This window comes from Streptomyces sp. NPDC023481 (assembly GCF_055560195.1).
In genome coordinates this window covers 185146-204677 of sequence record NZ_JBVHJE010000001.1, presented here as the reverse complement: position 1 = coordinate 204677, position 19532 = coordinate 185146, and the positions used below count along the sequence as shown (strand labels likewise).

The window sequence follows — 19532 nt, the reverse complement described above, 5'->3', positions numbered from 1 at the left end:
ACGGTCACACCGCTTCCACGGGCGGGTAGACCGGCTCCCACCGGGCCTCCCGTACTGCCGCCTCGACGTCGTCCAGACCGGCCCGGGCGACCCCCTCGTCCACCGCCGCGCGAGCCACGGCCACGGCCACCGCCTCCGAGGTGGCGCGCAGGTCCCCGATCGGCGGCAGGACCGGCGCGTCGGCGTGCGCGACCTCGGTGTCACCGGTACGGCGGGCCACCGCGTCGGCCGCCGCGCGCAGCATGCGGTCGGTGACCCGGGAGGCGCGGGCGACGATCGCGCCGAGGCCGAGCCCGGGGAAGACCAGCGCGTTGTTGGCCTGCCCGATCTCGTACGTCCTGCCGTCCCGCTCGACCGGCGCGAACGGGCTGCCGGTCGCCACCAGCGCCTTGCCGTCGGTCCAGTCGAGCAGGTCGGCGGGCGTGGCCTCGGCCAGGTCGGTCGGGTTGGACATGGGCAGGATGATCGGGCGCTCGGTGTGCTCGGCCATCGCGCGGACGAGGTCCTCGGTGAACGCGCCGCCCTGGCCGGAGGTGCCGATGAGGATGGTGGGCCGGGCCTGCCGGACCACCTCGTCCAGCGGGATGCCGGGCAGGCTCTCGTCCCGGCGCCAGCCGTCGACCTCGTCGGCCGGGCGGGCGTAGGGCTGCTGGAAGTCGCGGAGCTTGTCGCCCTGGTCGGTGGTGAGCAGGCCGTACCGGTCGACGCACCAGAACCGGGCGAGCGCCTCGCTCTCGGACAGCCCCTCGGCGATCAGCGCGTCGCGCAGCTGGTCGGCCACGCCGATCCCGGCGGTGCCCGCGCCGAAGACCACGATCCGGTGCTCGGTCAGGGGCGTGCCGGTGGCGCGGACGCCGGACAGCACGGCGGCGAGGTTGACGGCGCCGGTGCCCTGGATGTCGTCGTTGAAGGTGCACACCCGGTCGCGGTAGCGGTCGAGGATGCGGCGGGCGTTGGCGGTGCCGAAGTCCTCCCAGTGCAGCAGGGCGTTCGGGAACAGCCGGGTGGCGGCGGTGACGTAGGCGTCGATGAAGGCGTCGTAGGTGTCGCGGTCGGCGCGCGGGTGCCGGTTGCCGAGGTAGAGGGGGTTGTCGAGGAGTTCCTTGCGGTTGGTGCCGACGTCGAGCATGACGGGCAGGGTGCGGCGCGGGTCGATGCCGGCGGCGGCCGTGTAGACGGCCAGCTTGCCGACCGCGATGTCGATACCGCCCACGCCCCAGTCGCCGATGCCGAGGATGCCCTCGCCGTCGGTGGCCACGATCAGGTCGACGTCGTCGGCGCCCAGGCCGCTCGCGCGCAGGGAGCGCTCGATGTCGTCGGGGGCGTCCACGGAGAGGTAGACCCCGCGCGGGCGGCGGTACTCGTAGCTGTAGCGCTGGATGGCCGTGCCCACGGTCGGGGTGTAGACGATGGGCAGCATCTCCTCGAGGTGGTCGCCGACGAGCCGGTAGAACAGCGTCTCGTTGCGGTCGTGCAGGTTGGTGAGGTTGACGCTCTTGGCCAGGTCGTTCGGCTGCTCCCGGTACTGGGCGTAGGCCCGTTCGGCCTGCTCGTCCTGGGTGAGCACGTGCGGCGGGACGAGCCCGACGAGGTCGAGCGCCCGCCGCTCCTCCTCGGTGAACGCCGTACCCCGGTTGATCCGGTGGTCGGCGAGCACGGCCCGCCCGCGCGCGGTGATCTTCAGCGGCTTGGGGGTGGTGACATGAGCATCGGTCATGGGATCCGCCTTTCCGTCGACATCCCGGGTTTCCCCAAAGCGGGGTTCGCGTGCATGCCGGCCCGCGGGGAGGGGGGTGGACGGGACGGCGGGGGGGGCCGGGAGCCACGTGCCGGGCCGGGGGCTGGGTGCCGCTTGCCGGGGGTCGACTCCGGGGTGCCGGGGGCCGGAGGCCGGGTGAGGCGTGCCGGGGGCCGGGTGCGGGGGGCCGGGGGCGGAGGTAAGGCGCTGGGCGTGGGGGCGGCGGGCGAAAGCGGTCCCCGGGAGAGGCGGGCGCCCGGGGGCCGGGCGGTTACGGCTTCTCGGGTGGGGAGGCGGTCAGGGGCTGACGGGGGCGGAGGGCGTGGTGGTCCTGCCTCGGCCTACCTGGGTGCGTACCGCGCCGATGCTGGCCGCGATGACCAGGGCGATCGCGGCGGCCTCGGTCGCGGAGAGGGCCTGGCCGAGGACGAGGAAGCCGGCCGTGGCCGCGAGGGCGGGTTCCAGGCTCATCAGGATGGCGAAGGTGGGGGCCGGCAGGCGGCGCAGGGCCAGGAGTTCGAGGGTGTACGGCAGGACCGAGGACAGCAGGGCCACCGCCGAGCCGAGGGCGACGGTGGTGGGGTTCAGCAGCCGGCTGCCCGCGTCGGCGATGCCGATGGGCAGGAAGAGCAGGGCCGCGACGGCCATGGCCAGCGCCAGACCGTCGGCCTGCGGAAAGCGGCGACCCGTACGGGCGCTGAAGATGATGTAGGTCGCCCACATGGCTCCGGCCCCCAGGGCGAAGGCGACCCCCAGGGGGTCCAGATTGCCGAAGCCTCCGCCGCCGAGCAGGAACACGCCCCCGAGGGCCAGACAGGCCCAGAGCGCGTTGATCGCGCGGCGGGAGGTCAGGACCGAGAGGGCCAGCGGGCCCAGGACCTCCAGGGTGACCGCCGCGCCCAGCGGGATACGGGCCACCGCCTCGTAGAACAGGCCGTTCATCGCGCCCATGGTGATACCGAAGACGATCACCGTGCCCCAGTCCGTGCGGGAGTGGCCCCGCAGCCGGGGCCGGCAGACCAGCAGGAGGACGACCGCCGCCGCGACGAGGCGCAGGGTCACCACGCCCAGCGCGCCGGCCCGGGGCATCAGGGTCACCGCCAGCGCGCCGCCGAACTGCACCGAGATACCGCCGGCCAGCACCAGCCCGACCGGTCCGAGCGAGCCGGCGCCGCGGTTGCCTCCGGCCGGGGCGGGGGCGGGGGTGGCTCGGGACGGCGATGAGGTGCGGGGTGCGGCGGTCACGGGCGGTCCTGGTGCTTGATCGAGTGCGCTTGATCGATGCGTGCATCGCGATGTACTACCAGGTCCAGGGTAGTGGACCTCGACAGGTGCGTGAACCCTTTATGCGACTGTCCCGGATGCTGGGATCAACCGCCCGTCCAGTAGCCGTACCCGTGCCCCTGCCCCTGCCCGTAGGCGGGTCCGTCGCCGTACCCCTGCCACTGTCCGTACTCGTACGCCGGCGCGGGTGCGGGTGCCGCCGCGGGTACGGGTGCCGGTGCCGGTGGCTGCCGTTCCTCCCACAGCGGCATGCGCAGCTCCCCGGTGTCCAGGACCGCGTTGTTCTGCGAGCGGTGCAGCCGGGCGTAGGCCCCGCCCCGGGCGAGCAGTTCCTCGTGGCGGCCGGTCTCCACGATGTGACCCCGGTCCACGACGATGATGCGGTCGGCGTCGGGGGCGAGGTTCAGATCGTGCGTGATCATGATCGTCGTACGCCCGGCCATCAGCCGGCGCAGCGGTTTGACCACGCGGCGGGCGGCCATCGCGTCCAGGCCCGTCGTCGGTTCGTCCAGGACCAGGACGGGTGCGTCGCGCAGCAGGGCGCGGGCGATGGCGAGGCGCTGGAGCTGGCCGCCGGACAGCCGGGCCGAGTGGGGGTCGACCCGGGTGTCGTAGCCGTCGGGGAGCCTGCTGATGAAGTCGTGGGCGTCGGCCGCCCTGGCCGCCTCCTCGATCGCCTGGTCGCTGGCGCCGGGCCGGCCGCAGGCTATGTTGGCGCGCACGGTGTCGTGCAGCACCAGGGTTTCCTGCGGGAGCAGCGTGACGTACTCGCGCAGTCGGGCCAGGGGGAAGTCCCGCAGGGGTACGCCGTCCAGGAGGACGTCGCCGGCGTCCGGGTCGTAGAAGCGCAGCAGCAGCTTGGACACCGTGGACTTGCCCGCGCCGCTGGGGCCCGTGACGATCACCAGCTCGCCGGGGCGGACGGCGAAGGAGAGGCCCTCCAGGGCGGTCCGGTCGGCGCCGGGGTAGCGGAAGCAGACGTCCCGCACCTCGACGGCGCCGTCCGGGCGGCCCACCTGCGCGCCCCGCACGGGGTCGGTGACCGACGGCCGTACGTCCAGGATCTCGATGAGCCGTTCCGCGCCGGCCGTGGCCGCGGTGACGGTGAGGCCGAGCTGGGCGAGGCCGCGGACGGGCGGGTAGAGGTAGCCGAGGAAGGCGGCGAAGGCGAGGAGCTGACCGAGGGTCATCCGGCCGGTGGAGATCTCCCAGGCGCCGATGCCGATGACGGCGAGCACGCAGACCGTCTCGATGACCTGGACGAGCTGCTCGTAGGCCTCGTTCAGCCGGGTGGAGCGGACGGAGGCGCGGAACCAGGCGTTCGCCTCCTCGTGCAGCCGGCGGCGTTCGGCGTCCCGGCGGTCGTAGGCCTGGGTGAGCACGATGTTGCCGAGGGACTCCTCCACCACGGAGGTGATCGCGCCGTCGGCGACCCGGCCCTCGCGGGAGACGTCCTTGATGGAGCCGGAGAAACGGCGGGCGGCCAGCCAGAACAGGGGGGCGAGGACGAAGGTGGCGGCGGCGAGGTCCCAGCGCAGCCAGAACGCGGCGACGGCGTAGAAGAGGGCGGAGAAGGCCGCCGAGGCGGCGCCGACCAGCCCGGACACGACCATCGTCTCGATCGCCTCGACGTCGCTGGTCAGCCGGGACAGCAGGTCGCCCTGGCGGTGGCGCTGGAAGAAGTGCGGGGGGAGTCGCTGGACGTGGTCGAAGACGTGCTCGCGCAGCCGCATCACGAACCGCTCGGTGGCCCACGCGGCCAGCGAGTTGCCCGCGTACGCGACGAGCGCGCCGGCCACCGCGATGCCCAGCCACTGCACGGCCGGGCTCCAGAACGCGGCCAGTGATCCCTTCTGCAGGGCGTGGTCGGTGAGTTCGGCGAACAACAGGATGGCCTCGGTCTCGGCGAGCGCGGCGAGCACCGTGCACAGCCAGACGATCAGCAGCCATTTCCTGAGCCCTTTTGTCAGCGGCAAGAAACGACGGAACGCTACCCGGGCGGGAATGGTGGGTGTTTCGTACTCGAATTCTTCACCACCGTCGGCCATCAGGGATCCTTTCTGAATCACCTACCTACGGAAGGGGAAATAAAAAAGGGGCCGACGGTGCACCATCGACCCCTTTCAGCTCAGCGTCGGATCAGCGGTCCTGACCGGGCAGCGGCTTGGGCAGCGGCTTCGGGCCGTGCTTCTTCGGCTTCGGGTGCGGCGGCGGGGGGAGCTGCTTCGTCCTGGGCTTGGGGGGCAGCGGGGCCAGCTTCTTGAAACTCATTTCCGACTCCTTGGGTCGCACTGTTCTTGCGGTGCTGTTCTTGTGGTGCGGAATTCCGCGTCCGGAACCCGACATCGAAGAACCTACACGCCGGCCGGGAGCCGCGACGGCGAATTCGGCAAGGGCCTGCTGTGAATACCTTTGGGCTTCCTGAGAGACCCGCCCGAACCTGAGAGTTCTCTTATGAAGCCACCCAGAGCTGAGCGTGCCCTTAGGACTCGGCCGGTCCCCATGCCTCCAGTACCTCCGTGTCCGTCGCCCGGGCGTGCGGGAAGTAGTCGGCCCACTCGGCGATGTCCGGGTAGGCGCACTCCCGCGTCAGACGGGCCACCGCCGCGGGTATGTCGTACGGCGTCACGCGCAGGTCGGTGCCGGGACCGAGGAGGCACCAGTGGGCGCCGGGACGGCCGTACGGCATGCCGACGCTGCCCGGGTTGACCACCAGGCGGCCGTGGGCCAGGCGCACGTAGGGCATGTGGGTGTGGCCGCAGACGACCGTGCCGACACCGGGTGGCAGGCCGGCGAAGACCTCGGCCCAGCGGGCCGGGCGCGAGTCGACCAGGACGATCTCCTCGTCGTCGCGTGGGGTGGCGTGGCAGAAGAGGACCGTGCCGAGGCCGCGGACGCGCAGGGTGCGGGTTCTGGGGAGGGCGGCCATGAAGTCGACCTGGTCGGTGCGCAGCGCCTGGGCGGCGTAGGGGCCGATGGGGTCGGGGATCTCCGTGCGCTCGCCGCGCCGGTACTCCACCAGTTCCCGGTCGGCGTTCCCGCTGATCCACAGCACCCGGTCACCCTGCTGCCGCAGCAGGTCCAGCACCTCGGCCGGCTGCGGGCCCGCCGTGATGTCCCCGGTGAGGACGATCCGGTCGGCGGCGGCCACGTCGGGCTCCGCCAGGACGGCCTCCAGGGCGGGCAGCACGCCGTGGATGTCGGAGAGGACCGCCAGACGGCTGTATTCGTCGGTCACTCGCCGCCCCCCGCGGACGCGTCCAGTGCCTGCGCCAGCACCTCGGCCAGATGGTGGCCCCTCACCCCGGCGAGCTGGTCGAGCTGGGTGCGGCAGGAGAAGCCGTCGGCCAGGATGACCGTGCCGGGGGGTGCCTGGCGGACCGCGGGCAGGAGTTGTTCTTCCGCGCAGGCGCGGGAGACCTCGAAGTGGCCTTTCTCGAAGCCGAAGTTTCCCGCCAGACCGCAGCAGCCTCCGCTCAGTTCGCCGGTGAGGCCGGCGGCGGCGCGCAGCCGGCGGTCCGGGGTGTCGCCGAGCACCGCGTGCTGGTGGCAGTGGGTCTGGCCGGCCACCGGGCGGTCGACGGTGGGCGGGGTCCAGTGCGGGGCGTGGCGCTCCAGCGTCTCGGCGAAGGTGAGCACCGCGGCGGACAGCCGGGCGGCTCGCGGGTCGTCGGGCAGGAGTTCCGGCAGGTCGCTGCGGAGGGCCGCGGCGCAGCTCGGTTCCAGGACGACGACCGGGACCCCGGCCCGCAGTACCGGTTCCATCAGGTCCAGGGTGCGGCGCAGGACCGTGCGGGCACGGTCCAGCTGGCCGGTGGAGACGTACGTCAGTCCACAGCAGACCCGGGCCCGCCGTGCCGTGAGCAGCGCGGTCACCGCCCTCGTCCTGCCGTCCCCGATCGCCCCGCGGCCGGGCACCCGGCCGGGCGGAAGAGCCACCCGCAACCCGGCCGCCTCCAGCACGCGGACGGCGGCCTGTCCGACGGACGGCGCCAGGTGCTCGGTGAAGGTGTCCGGCCAGAGGACGACCAGCTTCCCGGCGTCCTGGACGGCCGGCTCCCCCGCGTCGGCGGTCGCCTGGCCATACGCGGAGCCGGTCGACGGGGCTTGCGCGGCTCCCCGCCCCCGCCACCACCGCGTGAACGTCCGGGTCGCCAGGCGGGGGAGCCGGCGTTCCGGAGTGATTCCCGCCAGGCGTTTGGCGAGGTGGGCCAACGGGGGCACGGACGCCAGGGTGTTGAACAGTGCGGCCGTGTGGGTGCGGGTGGTCCGGTGGAGCCACTCCGGGAGGCGGCCCATGCTGTGGTGGGCGGCGGGGCGGGGGCGGTCGGCGTAGTGGTGGTGGAGGAACTCCGCCTTGTACGTGGCCATGTCGACGCCGACCGGGCAGTCCGAGCGGCAGCCCTTGCAGGACAGGCAGAGGTCGAGCGCGTCCCGGACCTCCGTGGACCGCCAGCCGTCGGTGATCACCTCGCCCGCGAGCATCTCGTGCAGCAGCCGGGCCCGGCCGCGGGTGGAGTGCCGCTCGTCGCCGGTGGCGCGGAAGGAGGGGCACATGACGGCGGGGCCGGCCACCGTGGTCGTACGGCACTTGGCGACGCCGACGCAGCGGCGGACGGCCGCGGTGAAGTCGCCGCCGTCGGCCGGGTAGCCGAAGGCCACGTCGACCGGGCGGCTCGGCAGGACGGAGAAGCGGAGGTTCTCGTCCAGCCGCGCCGGGCGGACCAGCATGCCGGGGTTGAGCAGGTCGTCCGGGTCCCAGACGGCCTTGGCCCGCTCGAACAGCGCCACCGTCTCCGTGCCGAACATCCGCGGCAGCAGCTCGGCACGGGCCTGGCCGTCGCCGTGCTCCCCGGACAGGGAGCCGCCGTGTGCCACGACGAGGTCGGCCAGTTCCTCGGAGAAGCGCCGGAAGCGGCCGACGCCGGCCCCGGTGAGCAGGTCGAAGTCGATGCGGACGTGGATGCAGCCGTCGCCGAAGTGGCCGTACGGCGCGCCGCGCAGGCCGTGGGCCGACAGCAGGGCGCGGAAGTCGCGCAGGTAGGCGCCGAGCCGGGCGGGCGGTACCGCGCAGTCCTCCCAGCCGGGCCAGGCCTCCGTGCCGTCCGGCATCCGGGTGGCCGTGCCGGCCGCGTCCTCGCGGAGGTGCCACAGGGCCCGCTGCTCCGCCGGTCCGGTGACGACCAGGGCGGCCACGACGTCTGCGGCGCGCACGATCTCCTCGGCCCGCGCACGGGCCTGCGCCGCCGTGTCCCCGCCGGTCTCCACGAACAGCCAGGCACCTCCCTCGGGCAGCCCGGACCCGGGCGGCACCAGGTCGGCGGCCATGCCCTCCACCGTGAGCGGCCGCAGGGGCAGCAGGCCGGCGGCGGCCTCGGCGGCGGCGCTCTCGTCGGCGTACGCCAGGACGGCCAGGGCACGCGCGCGGGGTGTCTCGACCAGGCGGACCACGGCCTCGGTGAGGATGCCGAGGGTGCCCTCGGAGCCGCAGAAGGAGCGGGCGACGTCGGCGCCCTTCTCGGGCAGCAGTGCGTCCAGGGCGTACCCGGAGATGCGGCGGGGCAGGTCGGGGAAGCCGGTGCGCAGCCGGGCCAGTTCGCCCTCGGCCAGTTCACGCAGCCCGTCGGGGGCGCCCGCCCAGTCCGGTCCGAGCCGCAGCCGCTGCCCGCGCGCGGTGACGACCGACAGCTCGCGCACGCTGTCCGCGGTGGTCCCCCAGGCGACCGAGTGGGATCCGCAGGAGTTGTTGCCGATCATGCCGCCGAGCGTGCATCTGCCGTGGGTGGCGGGGTCGGGGCCGAAGCGGAGGCCGTGCGGGGCGGCGGCCTCCTGGAGGCGGTCGAGGACGAGCCCCGGCTGGACGACGGCCGTCCGGCTGCCCGGATCCAGCTCCAGCAGGCCGGTCATGTGCCGGGTGAAGTCGAGCACCACGCCGGTGCCGGTCGCCTGTCCGGCGATCGACGTGCCGCCGCCGCGCGCCACCACCGGCACTCCGCGCGCCCGGCACACCTCCAGCACGGTGGCCACGTCGTCGGTGTCACGGGGGGCGACGACGCCCAGCGGGACGCGCCGGTAGTTGGAGGCGTCCATGGTGACCAGGGCCCGGGCGGTGGCGTCGAAGCCGACCTCGCCCCGCACGGCGCCGCGCAGCTCCGCCTCGAGACCCACGCGATCGAACCCCGCGTGGCCGTGACCCGCGTGGTCCGTCTCCGCTTCGCGACCCACGTCATCCGTACCCATGTGATCCGTCCCCACGTGATCCGTCCCCCCGTGATCCGTCATGCGACCAGCATGCATCCGATCACCGACAGTCACCGAAAGTTTTCCACAACCCCGCCCTTATCGTCGTACAACCCCACAAGCCCGCGTCGCGGTGATCTCGTCTCATCGAACGGACACGTCTCCACCCCGCTCTACCCCACCGGCTAACCTCGTCCCGTGGCCGACATCCAGATTCCCGCTGACATCAAGCCCGCCGACGGACGTTTCGGCGCGGGCCCCTCCAAGGTACGGACCGAGGCGCTGGACGCCCTCGCCGCCACCGGCACGTCCCTGCTGGGCACCTCCCACCGGCAGGCGCCGGTGAAGAACCTGGTCGGCAAGGTCCGCGAGGGCATCTCCGAGCTGTTCTCCCTCCCGGAGGGCTACGAGGTCGTCCTCGGCAACGGCGGCTCCACCGCCTTCTGGGACATCGCCACGCACGGTCTGATCGAGAACAGGTCGCAGCACCTGAACTTCGGCGAGTTCTCCTCCAAGTTCGCCAAGGCGGCCAAGCTCGCGCCCTGGCTGGCCGAGCCCACCGTCATCGCCTCCGACCCCGGTACCCACCCGGAGGCGCGGGCCGAGGCAGGCGTCGACGTCTACGCCTTCACCCACAACGAGACCTCCACGGGTGTCGCCATGCCGATCAAGCGCGTGGCCGGCGCCGACGAGGGCGCGCTCGTCCTAGTGGACGCCACCTCCGGCGCGGGCGGCCTGCCGGTCGACATCGCCGAGACCGACGTCTACTACTTCGCCCCGCAGAAGTCCTTCGCCTCCGACGGCGGCCTGTGGATCGGCGTCTTCTCCCCGGCCGCGATCGAGCGCGCCGAGCGGGTCCACGCCTCCGGCCGGCACGTCCCGGAGTTCTTCTCGCTGCCCACGGCGATCGACAACTCCCGCAAGAACCAGACGTACAACACCCCGGCCCTCGCCACCCTCTTCCTGCTGAACGAGCAGCTGGAGTGGCTCAACGGCCAGGGCGGCCTCGCCTGGTCCACGGCCCGTACGAAGGACTCCTCGACCCGCCTGTACAGCTGGGCGGACGAGGCCAAGTACGCCACCCCGTTCGTCTCCGACCCGGCCAAGCGCTCCCAGGTCATCGGCACGATCGACTTCTCCGACGAGATCGACGCCGCCGCCGTCGCCAAGGTGCTGCGCGCCAACGGCATCGTGGACACCGAGCCGTACCGCAAGCTGGGCCGCAACCAGCTGCGCGTCGCCATGTTCCCGGCGATCGACCCGGCGGACGTCGAGGCGCTCACGAAGTGCGTCGACTACGTGATCGAGAAGCTGTAGCCGTCCCCGGCGATACGACGACGAAGGGCGCCCGGTGACGAACACCGGGCGCCCTTGGCTCACTTGGGCGTCAGAAGCGGGGCAGCAGAGGGCGCTTCACGTTCTGGTCGGCCGGTGGTGTGCAGGTCACGTCCCGGGGCGGGAGTTTGCCCGTGCTGAGGTAGGTGTCGACCGTGCGGTCGGCGCAGGCGTGGGGGTTGCCGCTGTAGACGCCGTGGCCCTCGCCGCCCCTGACGTACACCATCCGGGAGCCGTGCAGGGCGCGGTGCATGCCGAGGCCGCTGGCCAGGGGGGTCTGGGAGTCCCACTGGTTCTGGACGGTCAGCAGGCGGACCTTGTTGTCGACCCTGGTGACGGGCTCGGCCGGCCGGTCCCAGAACGCGCAGGGCGTGATGTTGGAGGCGAAGTCGCCGTAGAGCGGGTACCTGGCCTTGTCGCGGACCGCGTCGCGCCGGTACTGCTCCGGGTCGCGCGGCCAGGCCGCGGTGTCGCCGCAGAGCACCGACCAGAAGGCGGCGGAGCCGTTGTCCGCCGGAGGCTGCGCGGCCGCCGGCGACCAGCGCGGGGACTGCCGGGGGCCGGCCGGCAGGAGGCTGTGGTGGGAGGAACCATGGCCGGCCGCGGCCTTCTTGAGGTCGACCACCGCCTCGGCCGCGAACTTGGGTGAGAAGAAGGCGGGACGCAGGCCGGAGCGGATGTCGTCGCCGGTGAACTTCTCGCCGCCGTAGTCGATGGGGGTGCGCTCGGCCCGGGCGACCAGGTTCCAGAACGTCTTCTTCACCTGGGCCGCGGTGGTGCCGAGTTTGTAGGTGCGGTTGTGCTGCGCGGTCCACTTCGTCCAGCGGGTGAACGCCGGCTCGCTGCCCTGCGCCCATATCTGGATCATGCCGCGCCAGACCCGGGCCGGGTCGACGGAGCTGTCCAGCACGAAGCGGTCGGTGTGCCCGGGGAACAGCTGCGCGTAGACGGCGCCGAGGTAGGTGCCGTAGGAGTACCCCAGGTAGGAGAGCTTCTTCTCGCCCAGGACGGCACGGATGACGTCCATGTCCCTGGCGGTGTTGCGGGTGGTGATGTACGGCAGCTTGTCGCCGTTCCTGGTACGGCACTTGTCGGCGACGGTCCGCGCCCACTTGACGTCCCGGCTGAACGTCTGCGCCTTGTAGGGGTGCTGGGTGTTCTGCTCCGCCGTCGTGAGACCGCAGGTGACCGGGGTGCTCCGGCCCACGCCGCGCGGGTCGAACCCGACGAGGTCGTACTGCTCGCGGACCTTCGCGGGCAGGAGGCCCTTCATCCCGGCGGGCATGTCCAGGCCCTCGCCGCCCGGGCCGCCGGGGTTGAAGAGGAGCACGCCGTGCCGCTTGCCGGGCACGCTGGTCCTGAACCGGGAGACGGCCAGCTTGATGGTCTTGCCGTCGGGCCGGCTGTAGTCGAGCGGGACCTTGATCGTGGCGCACTGGAACGCGGCGGGCTCCGACGCGTCGCATCTGTGCCACGCGGGCCGCTGGCTCTCGAACTTCGTCAGGTTTTCCGCCGCGGAGGCCTGCGCCGGGGCGAGGGCGGGGAGCAGCGTTGCCGTGATCCCCGCGGCGAGCAAGGGCGCCAGGCGTCCTGTCCGCACGATGGCCGTTCCTTTCCGTCAACTTACGGGACGGAACGACGATTTCGTGTTCTGGGGGTCGTACGAATCCTTCTGCGGGGCGGACTTGCTCCCTCTCCCGGTGGACACGGAACGGGACTTGCGGAGGAGAACCCGAAGGGGCTGTTCTCCGTCCGCCCCCACCGCCCCCGGTTCAGCGGCGCCGCAGCCGCAGGAGGCCGAACAGGGCCGCCGCGCCGGCCACGACGATCACGGCGCCGACCTTCAGGCTCGTGCCGCCGGCCCCGGCCGGGTCGCCGGAACCGCCGCTCACGGAGGAGGACTTCGCGTCCGGGCGGTCCGGGGCGCCCACGGCCTGTACGGCACTGTTCGCGCCCTCGCTGCCGTACATGAGTCTGCTGCCGTCGACGGAGTACGACAGGGACTCGCCCTGCCCCTGCAACGGGACGTCCAGGGCCCCCTCGCGCTTGATGCGGCCGCCGTTCCAGTCGTAGTAGATGCCGCCGAAGTAGCCGCGTACGGCGAGTTGCCGGCCGTCCGGGGAGAAGGCGGCGTCGGTGGCCCACAGGTCGACGGGCGCGACGGGTTCGAAGACGTTCGCCTTCGAGGTGGAGAGGACCGCCGGGCCTTCGTAGAGGTGGCCGCCGTCCTCCTTCTTGTCGATGATGTAGACGCGCCCGGTCTTCGGGTGGACGAGCAGCGACTCGGCGTCGCGCGGCCCGTCGGAGTACTTCACGACGTACTGCGTGGCCGTGACGGTCTGGTCGGTCAGCTTCTTCGGCTCGGGCAGCCGGTAGATCCACACGTACGGCCACTTGCCGCCGAGGTTGTCGCCGATGTCGCCGAGGTAGATCTCGTTGCGCGGCCCGATGGAGATGGCCTCGACGTCCCGCGGGGAGCCGATGCCGCGCAGGGTGATCCGGGCGACGGTCTTTCCCGTCGCGCTGTCCACGGCGTAGACGTACGGCCCGTCGTCGCTGTCGTTGTGCGTCCAGTAGACGCCGGGGTGCAGCCGGGAGGCGGCGAGTCCGCTGGACTCGGTGATCCGCGGGTCCTTGAGGGTGAAACCCCGGTCCCCCGGCCCGTCGGCGGTCCCCCCGGCGGTTCCGGCGGTTCCGTCGGCGGCGGAGGCGGGGAGCACGCAGGCACCGGCGAGCAGCACCCCGGCGAGAACGGCGAACGATCGACGCATGCCCCAAGCCTGCCATTCCCTCCGGGGGTTCGGGGGACGCGGGAGACACGGCCACCGGTGACTCAGGGGCCGCGGCAGGGAGACGTGGTCCGCCTCACAAGCCCCGCCGATCCCACCCGTCACCGGGATCGTCCATGATGAGCGCATGCTTAGGTTCATGCCCGTGGGCGACTCCATGACGATCGGGAGCGCGGGCGACCACACATGGCGTTACCGGCTGTGGCAACACCTGTGCGTGGCGTACGACGGCCCGTTCACCTTCGTCGGGCCGCGCGAGACGCTGTACGACCAGCAGGCCGACGCCCCGACGTCCCTCGCGTACGCCGACCCCGACTTCCCGCGCTCCCACCTCGCGGGCTGGGGCGAGGGCTGGCTGCACATGGCCCCGCTGATCGGCGAGGCGGTCCGCGACCACCGCCCCGACGTCCTGCTGGTCTCCCTCGGCCTGATCGACCTGGGCTTCTACACGAACGCCGAGCAGACGGCGGAGAACGTACGGGCGTTCGTCGCGGGCGCGCGCGAGGCGGACCCGCGCATCCGGATGGTGCTGCTGCCGGTCGTCCCGAACATCCGCGCGGCGGCGGACCCGCTCTTCGCCGAGCAGGTGGACCGCTTCAACGTGCTCCTCGCCAAGACGGCCGCCGACCTGGACGAACCACGCTCGCCCCTGCTGCTGGCCTCGCCGCCCTCGTCGTACGACATCCACACCGACACCTACGACGGCACGCACCCCAACACCCGCGGGGAGCACCGGATCGCCGAGGCGTTCGCGGGGGCGATGCGGGAGGCGTGGGGAGTCGGACGGAGGTACGCGTCCGGAACAAGCTGACCGGAATCCGGCGTCTCCCGGCCGGGATGCCTGTCGTTGTACCGCGCGGCCGCCTCTGCCCGTGGGCCAGCCGGGGAGGAGCGCCACGATGACCGTCCTCGAAGACAGGATCGAGATGGCCGAGGAGAGCGACGAGCCGATTCTGGACGCCCTGTTCGAGTCGCTTGAGCAGACCACCCCCGAGGGATACAAGGTCGAGATCGTCGAGGGGGCCATCTTCATGACGTCGCAGCGGGACACCCACTGGGAGATCATCGCCGCCATCTGCGAGCGGCTCCGCACCAAGTACCCGCGCAGGCGCGTCAAGTCGGACGTCCGCATCGACTACCCGGGTCACCTCAACGGATTCTGCTCCGACGTCACTCTCGTGGCCGAGGGTGCCGAGAAGACGCCCGGAGGGCTCTGGCGCTGCGGCGACGTCGAGTTCGTCGCGGAGGTCATCTCCAAGGGAACGGCGCACAACGACTACGGCCCCAAGCGGACGGCCTACGCCGCCGCCGAGGTCCCTGTGTACCTCATCGCCGACCCCTACCAGCGGCGGTGCCACGTTCACACCGACCCCAAGGACGGCGACTACGCCGTGAGCACCCGGGTGGATTTCGGCACCGACGTCGACCTGACCGGCACCGTGGTCGGCCTCGTCCTCACGACCGGCGACTTCCCCCGGGACTGACCACCCGGCCCGAAAGCCCTTGCATAGAGGGCACTCGAAGTCGTTGGCTGGGGGACCATGGAGTACACGCAGCTCGGACGCACGGGACTCAAGGTCAGTCGGCTCGTTCTCGGGACCATGAACTTCGGTCCGCAGACCGACGAAAACGACAGCCACGCCATCATGGACGCGGCGCTGAACGCGGGTATCAACTTCTTCGACACGGCCAACGTCTACGGGTGGGGCGAGAACAAGGGCCGTACCGAGTCGATCATCGGGAACTGGTTCGCCAAGGGCGGCGACCGGCGTGACAAGGTCGTCCTCGCCACCAAGGTGTACGGGAACATGGCCCCCGACGGCGACTCCTGGCCCAACCACGACAAGCTCTCCGCGCTGAACATCCGACGCGCGGTGGACGCCAGTCTGAAGCGGCTGAAGACCGACTACATCGACCTCTACCAGTTCCACCACGTCGACCGGAACACCCCCTTCGAGGAGATCTGGCAGGCGATCGACGTCCTCGTCCAGCAGGGCAAGATCCTCTACGCCGGCTCCAGCAACTTCCCCGGCTACAAGATCGCCCAGGCCAACGAGGTCGCGGCCCGGCGCGGCGGCACGATCGGGCTCGTCAGCGAGCAGTGCCTGTACAACCTCGCCGAACGCCGTGCCGAGATGGAGGTGATCCCGGCCGCGCAGGAGTACGGCCTTGGGGTCATCCCCTGGTCGCCGCTGCACGGCGGGCTGCTGGGCGGGATCATCAGGAAGGAGGTCCAGGGCGGTCGCCGCGCCTCCGGCCGGGCCGCCGACACGCTGGGCGACCCGTCGGCCCGCGCGCAGATCCAGGCGTACGAGGACCTGCTCGACAAGCACGGTCTGGAGCCCGGCGAGGTGGCCCTGGCCTGGCTGCTCACCCGGCCCGGCGTGACCGGCCCGATCGTCGGCCCGCGCACCGCCGGACAGCTGGAGTCGGCGCTCCGGGCGGTGGAGCTGGAGCTGGGCGAGGAGCTGCTGAAGAGCCTGGACGAGATCTTCCCGGGTCCGGGGCCGTCCCCGGAGGCCTTCGCCTGGTAGCTCACCGGGCAACGGCCGGGACGGACCCGCGCGGGGGCCGCGGACCCCGCCGCCCGTGAGCCGCACCCGGCGGGGCCGCACGCGGCGTGCGGCCCCGCCAGGTCGGTGCGGCCGCCTTGCGGGCGCGGGCCCGCCGCGCGGGTACGGCCGCCGTGCGAGTGCGGCCGCCGTGCGAGTGCGGCCTCGCCGCGCGGGAGCGCGAGCACGCGGAACGGGCGCTACCTGAGCGCCGACGCCAGGGCCACCACGACGAAGAGGAGAACAAGCACACCGGCCATGATCCGGTTCCGGGTTTTCGGGTCCACGTAGCGAGACTAACCGGCCCCGCCCAGCGCCCAGCGGTCGACCACCTCGTACCGCGGCTGCTCCCCCGGCACCCCGGACGTCGGCAGACGGCTGTGCACCAGCGCCGCGTCGGCCACGGTCCAGCTCCGGCCGGCGAACTCGGCGAGCAACCGCACGTACGGCCGTACGTCGACCGCGTCCCGGCTGCGGGCCAGCGTCAGGTGGGCCCGGTAGCGCCGGTGCTCCGCCATCGGCACCCCGGCCCTGCGCCCCGCCGCCTCCGCCCGGTCGGCCAGCAGCCGCAACGCCTCCACGTCACCCCGGGCTCCCGTCCACAGCGCGCGCCCCCGGCCGAACTGGCCACCGCCGGCCACGGCGAGGGAGAAGGGCGCCGACCGGTGCGCCGCGCGGGCCAGCCGGTCCGCGAGGGCGGGTACGACGTCGTCGGGGACCTCGCCGTAGAAGGCGAGGGTGAAGTGCCAGCCGGGGCGGTCGGTCCAGCGCAGCCGGCCGGCGTCCGGCAGCCGCCGCAACCGGACCACCTCGGTGGCGAGTTCGTCGACGACGTCCTCGGGGGGCAGTACGGCGGCGAAGAGTCTCATGGGTGCACCATGGCAGATCCCGGCGGCATGATGGGGCCGTGACGATCATCATTCGAGAGGGCGGTCCGGACGACCTGCCGGCGATACTCGGCATGCTCGACAGCAGTGTGGAGTGGCTGGTCTCCCAGGGGCGGACCGTGCAGTGGGGCACCGAGCCGCTGTCGCAGCACGAGAAGACGGTGCAGGCGGTCGTGCGGGCCATGGACGCGGGCACCACGTACATCGCCGAGGTGGACGGCGTACCGGCGGCCACGCTCACCCTCACCGACGCGCCCGGCTCCTACCTGTCCCACCTGCCGCCGCCCGGCGAGCCCGAGCGGTACATCCACTGGCTCGCCTCCGACCGCCGCTTCAAGGGCCGCGGCGCGGGCAGCGCCCTGCTCGCGCACGCCGCCGAGGTGACCCGGCGGGCCGGCGTGGGACTGCTGCGCGTGGACTGCTACGCGGGCGGCGACCGCAGGCTCGTCGCGTACTACGAGGCCAACGGCTTCACCCCGACGCACACCTACACCCACGGCCCCCACGACTGGCCCGGCCAGGTACTGGCCCGAAGGGTCGACCAGACCGGCTCCTGAACCACCCCGGTCGCCCCTCCGGCCCGGCACCCGACGGTCACGCCGACGGCCGCCGACGGCCGTCGGCCACCCCCGACCCGGTCCACGCGCCGCAGACGAACACCGCACCGCGAAGACCGCCCGCGCGCCGGAGGCATACGCCGCACCGCCGAGACCGCCCGCGCGCCGCAGGCAGCCGTCAGGCCGCCGTGGCCAGCTGTTCCCTCTCCCGCGGTACGAAGCGGACGCGGGGGTGGCCGCGGTGCCAGGCCAGGGACAGGCGCAGGCCGCCGATGCGGACCAGGATCAGGCCGATCGTGGCGGCCGCCGCGGCCGAGACCAGGCCGCCGGCCGCGAAGCCGACGCGGGCGCCGTAGGTGTCGGTGATCCAGCCGACCACCGGCGCGCCCAGGGGCGTACCGCCCATGAACACCATCATGAACAGGGCCATCACCCGGCCGCGCATGGCCGGGTCGGTGCCCATCTGGACGGCGGTGTTCGCGGTGACGTTCACCGTCAGGCCGAACATCCCGATCGGCACCATGAGCAGCGCGAACAGCCAGTACGACGGTGCCACCGCGGCCACGGTCTCCAGCGTGCCGAAGGCCAGCGCGGCGGCGATCAGGACGCGCAGCCGGGCCGTGCCGCGCCGGGCGGCCAGCAGGGCGCCGACCAGGGAGCCGACGGCCATCAGGGTGTTGAAGAGGCTGTAGGCGCCGGCGCCGGCGTCGAAGACGTCGTCGGCGTAGGCGGACAGCCACACCGGGAAGTTGAAGCCGAAGGTGCCGATGAAGCCGACCAGGACGATCGGCCAGATCAGCTCCGGCCGGCCGGCCACGTACCTGAGGCCCTCGCGCAGCTGGCCCTTGCCGCGCGGCGCGCGCTGGACCGCGTGCAGTTCGCGGGCGCGCATCAGCAGCAGGCCGGTGATCGGCGCGGCGAAGGACAGGCCGTTGGCGAGGAACGCCCAGCCGGTGCCCACTCCGGTGATCATGAGGCCGGCGACGGCGGGGCCGACCAGCCGGGCGGACTGGAAGTTCGCCGAGTTCAGGCTGACCGCGTTCTGCAGCTGCTCGGGGCCGACCATCTCGGAGACGAAGGACTGCCGGGCGGGGTTGTCGACCACCGTGGCGAGGCCGACGGCGAACGCGGCGACGTACACGTGCCACACCTGGACCTGGCCGGTGAGGGTCAGCGCGGCGAGCGCGAGACCGGTGACGGCCATCGAGGACTGGGTGACCAGCAGGGTGGGCCGCTTGGGCAGCCGGTCCACGAGGACACCGCCGTACAAGCCGAACAGCAGCATCGGCAGGAACTGCAGGGCCGTCGTGATACCGACGGCCGCGGAGGATCCGGTGAGGCTGAGGACCAGCCAGTCCTGCGCGATGCGCTGCATCCAGGTGCCGGTGTTGCTGACGACCTGGCCGAGGAAGAAGAGGCGGTAGTTCCGGATCTTCAGCGAGCTGAACATCGAGGACCTACGGGTGACGCCGGGGGTGGTAGGTATCGGTGCGGGGGCGGAAGGTGCTCCGGGTCCCGTACTCAAACGGGTCGCCTCCTTCGGTGGTGCTTACAGGTGTGCGAGCTTCTCCAGCACGGGGGCGGCGGCGCGCAGGGCGGCCCACTCGTCCTCGTCGAGGCCCTCGATCAGGCCGGCCAGGAAGGCGTTCCGCTTGCGGCGGCTCTCCAGCAGCATGGCCTCGGCCTGCTCGGTCTGGGTGACGACCTTCTGGCGGCGGTCCTCGGGGTGCGGCTCCAGCCGGACCAGGCCCTTGGCCTCCAGCAGTGCGACGATGCGGGTCATCGACGGCGGCTGGACGTGCTCCTTGCGGGCGAGTTCGCCCGGGGTGGCGCTACCGCAGCGGAAGAGGGTGCCGAGCACCGACATCTCGGTGGGGCTCAGCGACTCGTCGACCCGCTGGTGCTTGAGGCGACGGGACAGCCGCATCACGGCGGAACGGAGAGCGTTCACGGCGGCAGCGTCGTCGCCATGGGAAAGGTCCGGCATGTTCCTTAGCGTAACTCATTACTCTCGCTAAAGACCAGTCGCGCGCGCCCGCGTCGCCGTGACTCCCGCCACTGAACCCTCCCGTCACCCTCCGATCACCCGTATGAGTGAGCCGGTTCCGGAAAGTGACGCGCCGGGCGGCCTGCTGTGGCGACCCTCGTAG

At 72.4% G+C, this 19532-nt stretch carries 16 protein-coding genes; 5 read left to right on the top strand and 11 right to left on the bottom strand.

Going from position 1 to position 19532, the window contains the following annotated elements:
- Window positions 1–4: 4 nt before the first annotated feature.
- The 6 genes from ACZ3ZD_RS00990 to ACZ3ZD_RS00965 form a co-directional block, all read right to left on the bottom strand.
- Window positions 5–1717 (bottom strand): NAD-dependent malic enzyme, encoded by a 1713-nt coding sequence (locus ACZ3ZD_RS00990; protein WP_467392147.1) that lies wholly within the window; start codon window positions 1715–1717, stop codon window positions 5–7.
- 318 nt (window positions 1718–2035) lie between these two features.
- A complete protein-coding gene (locus ACZ3ZD_RS00985; protein WP_467392145.1) occupies window positions 2036–2983 on the bottom strand; it encodes an EamA family transporter in 948 nt (315 codons plus the stop codon).
- Between the two features lie 125 nt (window positions 2984–3108).
- Entirely contained in the window at window positions 3109–5070 is a 1962-nt protein-coding gene (locus ACZ3ZD_RS00980) for an ABC transporter ATP-binding protein (protein WP_467392143.1), read from the bottom strand.
- 91 nt (window positions 5071–5161) lie between these two features.
- Window positions 5162–5293 carry a hypothetical protein gene (locus ACZ3ZD_RS00975; RefSeq protein WP_467392141.1) on the bottom strand — a complete coding sequence of 44 codons (132 nt, stop codon included), beginning with the start codon at window positions 5291–5293 and terminating at the stop codon, window positions 5162–5164.
- Between the two features lie 211 nt (window positions 5294–5504).
- The gene (locus tag ACZ3ZD_RS00970; protein WP_467392139.1) at window positions 5505–6260 is read right to left on the bottom strand and encodes a metallophosphoesterase family protein; all 756 of its coding nucleotides are present in this window, start codon (window positions 6258–6260) and stop codon (window positions 5505–5507) included.
- The gene (locus tag ACZ3ZD_RS00965) at window positions 6257–9262 is read right to left on the bottom strand and encodes an FAD-binding and (Fe-S)-binding domain-containing protein (protein ID WP_467392137.1); all 3006 of its coding nucleotides are present in this window, start codon (window positions 9260–9262) and stop codon (window positions 6257–6259) included. Before ACZ3ZD_RS00965 ends, ACZ3ZD_RS00970 begins: the two co-directional genes overlap by 4 nt.
- Before the next feature lie 198 nt (window positions 9263–9460).
- Here ACZ3ZD_RS00965 and serC point away from each other — a divergent pair, with 198 nt between their 5' ends.
- Window positions 9461–10579, top strand: a complete 1119-nt coding sequence (serC, locus tag ACZ3ZD_RS00960; protein ID WP_467392135.1) for a phosphoserine transaminase — start codon at window positions 9461–9463, stop codon at window positions 10577–10579.
- Between the two features lie 70 nt (window positions 10580–10649).
- Here serC and ACZ3ZD_RS00955 read toward each other — a convergent pair whose 3' ends face one another.
- Together ACZ3ZD_RS00955 and ACZ3ZD_RS00950 are read right to left on the bottom strand one after the other, a co-directional pair.
- Window positions 10650–12197: an alpha/beta hydrolase gene (locus ACZ3ZD_RS00955; RefSeq protein ID WP_467392134.1), complete on the bottom strand. Its 1548-nt coding sequence runs from the start codon at window positions 12195–12197 to the stop codon at window positions 10650–10652.
- 172 nt (window positions 12198–12369) lie between these two features.
- Window positions 12370–13368 carry a WD40 repeat domain-containing protein gene (locus tag ACZ3ZD_RS00950; protein WP_467392132.1) on the bottom strand — a complete coding sequence of 333 codons (999 nt, stop codon included), beginning with the start codon at window positions 13366–13368 and terminating at the stop codon, window positions 12370–12372.
- Between the two features lie 145 nt (window positions 13369–13513).
- Here ACZ3ZD_RS00950 and ACZ3ZD_RS00945 point away from each other — a divergent pair, with 145 nt between their 5' ends.
- The 3 genes from ACZ3ZD_RS00945 (at window position 13514) to ACZ3ZD_RS00935 (ending at window position 15920) form a co-directional block, all read left to right on the top strand.
- Window positions 13514–14197 carry a GDSL-type esterase/lipase family protein gene (locus tag ACZ3ZD_RS00945; RefSeq protein ID WP_467392130.1) on the top strand — a complete coding sequence of 228 codons (684 nt, stop codon included), beginning with the start codon at window positions 13514–13516 and terminating at the stop codon, window positions 14195–14197.
- An 88-nt stretch (window positions 14198–14285) separates the two neighbouring features.
- Window positions 14286–14870 carry a Uma2 family endonuclease gene (locus ACZ3ZD_RS00940; RefSeq protein WP_467392128.1) on the top strand — a complete coding sequence of 195 codons (585 nt, stop codon included), beginning with the start codon at window positions 14286–14288 and terminating at the stop codon, window positions 14868–14870.
- 57 nt (window positions 14871–14927) lie between these two features.
- Entirely contained in the window at window positions 14928–15920 is a 993-nt protein-coding gene (locus tag ACZ3ZD_RS00935; protein ID WP_467392126.1) for an aldo/keto reductase, read from the top strand.
- A 314-nt stretch (window positions 15921–16234) separates the two neighbouring features.
- Here the strand turns inward: ACZ3ZD_RS00935 and thpR are convergent, their stop codons facing one another.
- Window positions 16235–16807, bottom strand: coding sequence for an RNA 2',3'-cyclic phosphodiesterase (thpR, locus tag ACZ3ZD_RS00930; protein ID WP_467392124.1), 573 nt, complete (start codon window positions 16805–16807; stop codon window positions 16235–16237).
- Window positions 16808–16845: 38 nt separating this feature from the next.
- Between thpR and ACZ3ZD_RS00925 the strand changes: the two genes are divergently transcribed.
- A complete protein-coding gene (locus ACZ3ZD_RS00925; protein WP_467392122.1) occupies window positions 16846–17382 on the top strand; it encodes a GNAT family N-acetyltransferase in 537 nt (178 codons plus the stop codon).
- Between the two features lie 178 nt (window positions 17383–17560).
- On the opposite strand, the gene ACZ3ZD_RS00920 is transcribed toward ACZ3ZD_RS00925, so the two are convergent.
- The gene (locus ACZ3ZD_RS00920) at window positions 17561–18832 is read right to left on the bottom strand and encodes an MFS transporter (RefSeq protein WP_467392120.1); all 1272 of its coding nucleotides are present in this window, start codon (window positions 18830–18832) and stop codon (window positions 17561–17563) included.
- A gap of 99 nt (window positions 18833–18931) precedes the next feature.
- On the bottom strand, window positions 18932–19369 hold the full coding sequence (locus tag ACZ3ZD_RS00915) for a MarR family winged helix-turn-helix transcriptional regulator (protein ID WP_467392118.1): 438 nt from the start codon (window positions 19367–19369) through the stop codon (window positions 18932–18934).
- Window positions 19370–19532: the final 163 nt, after the last annotated feature.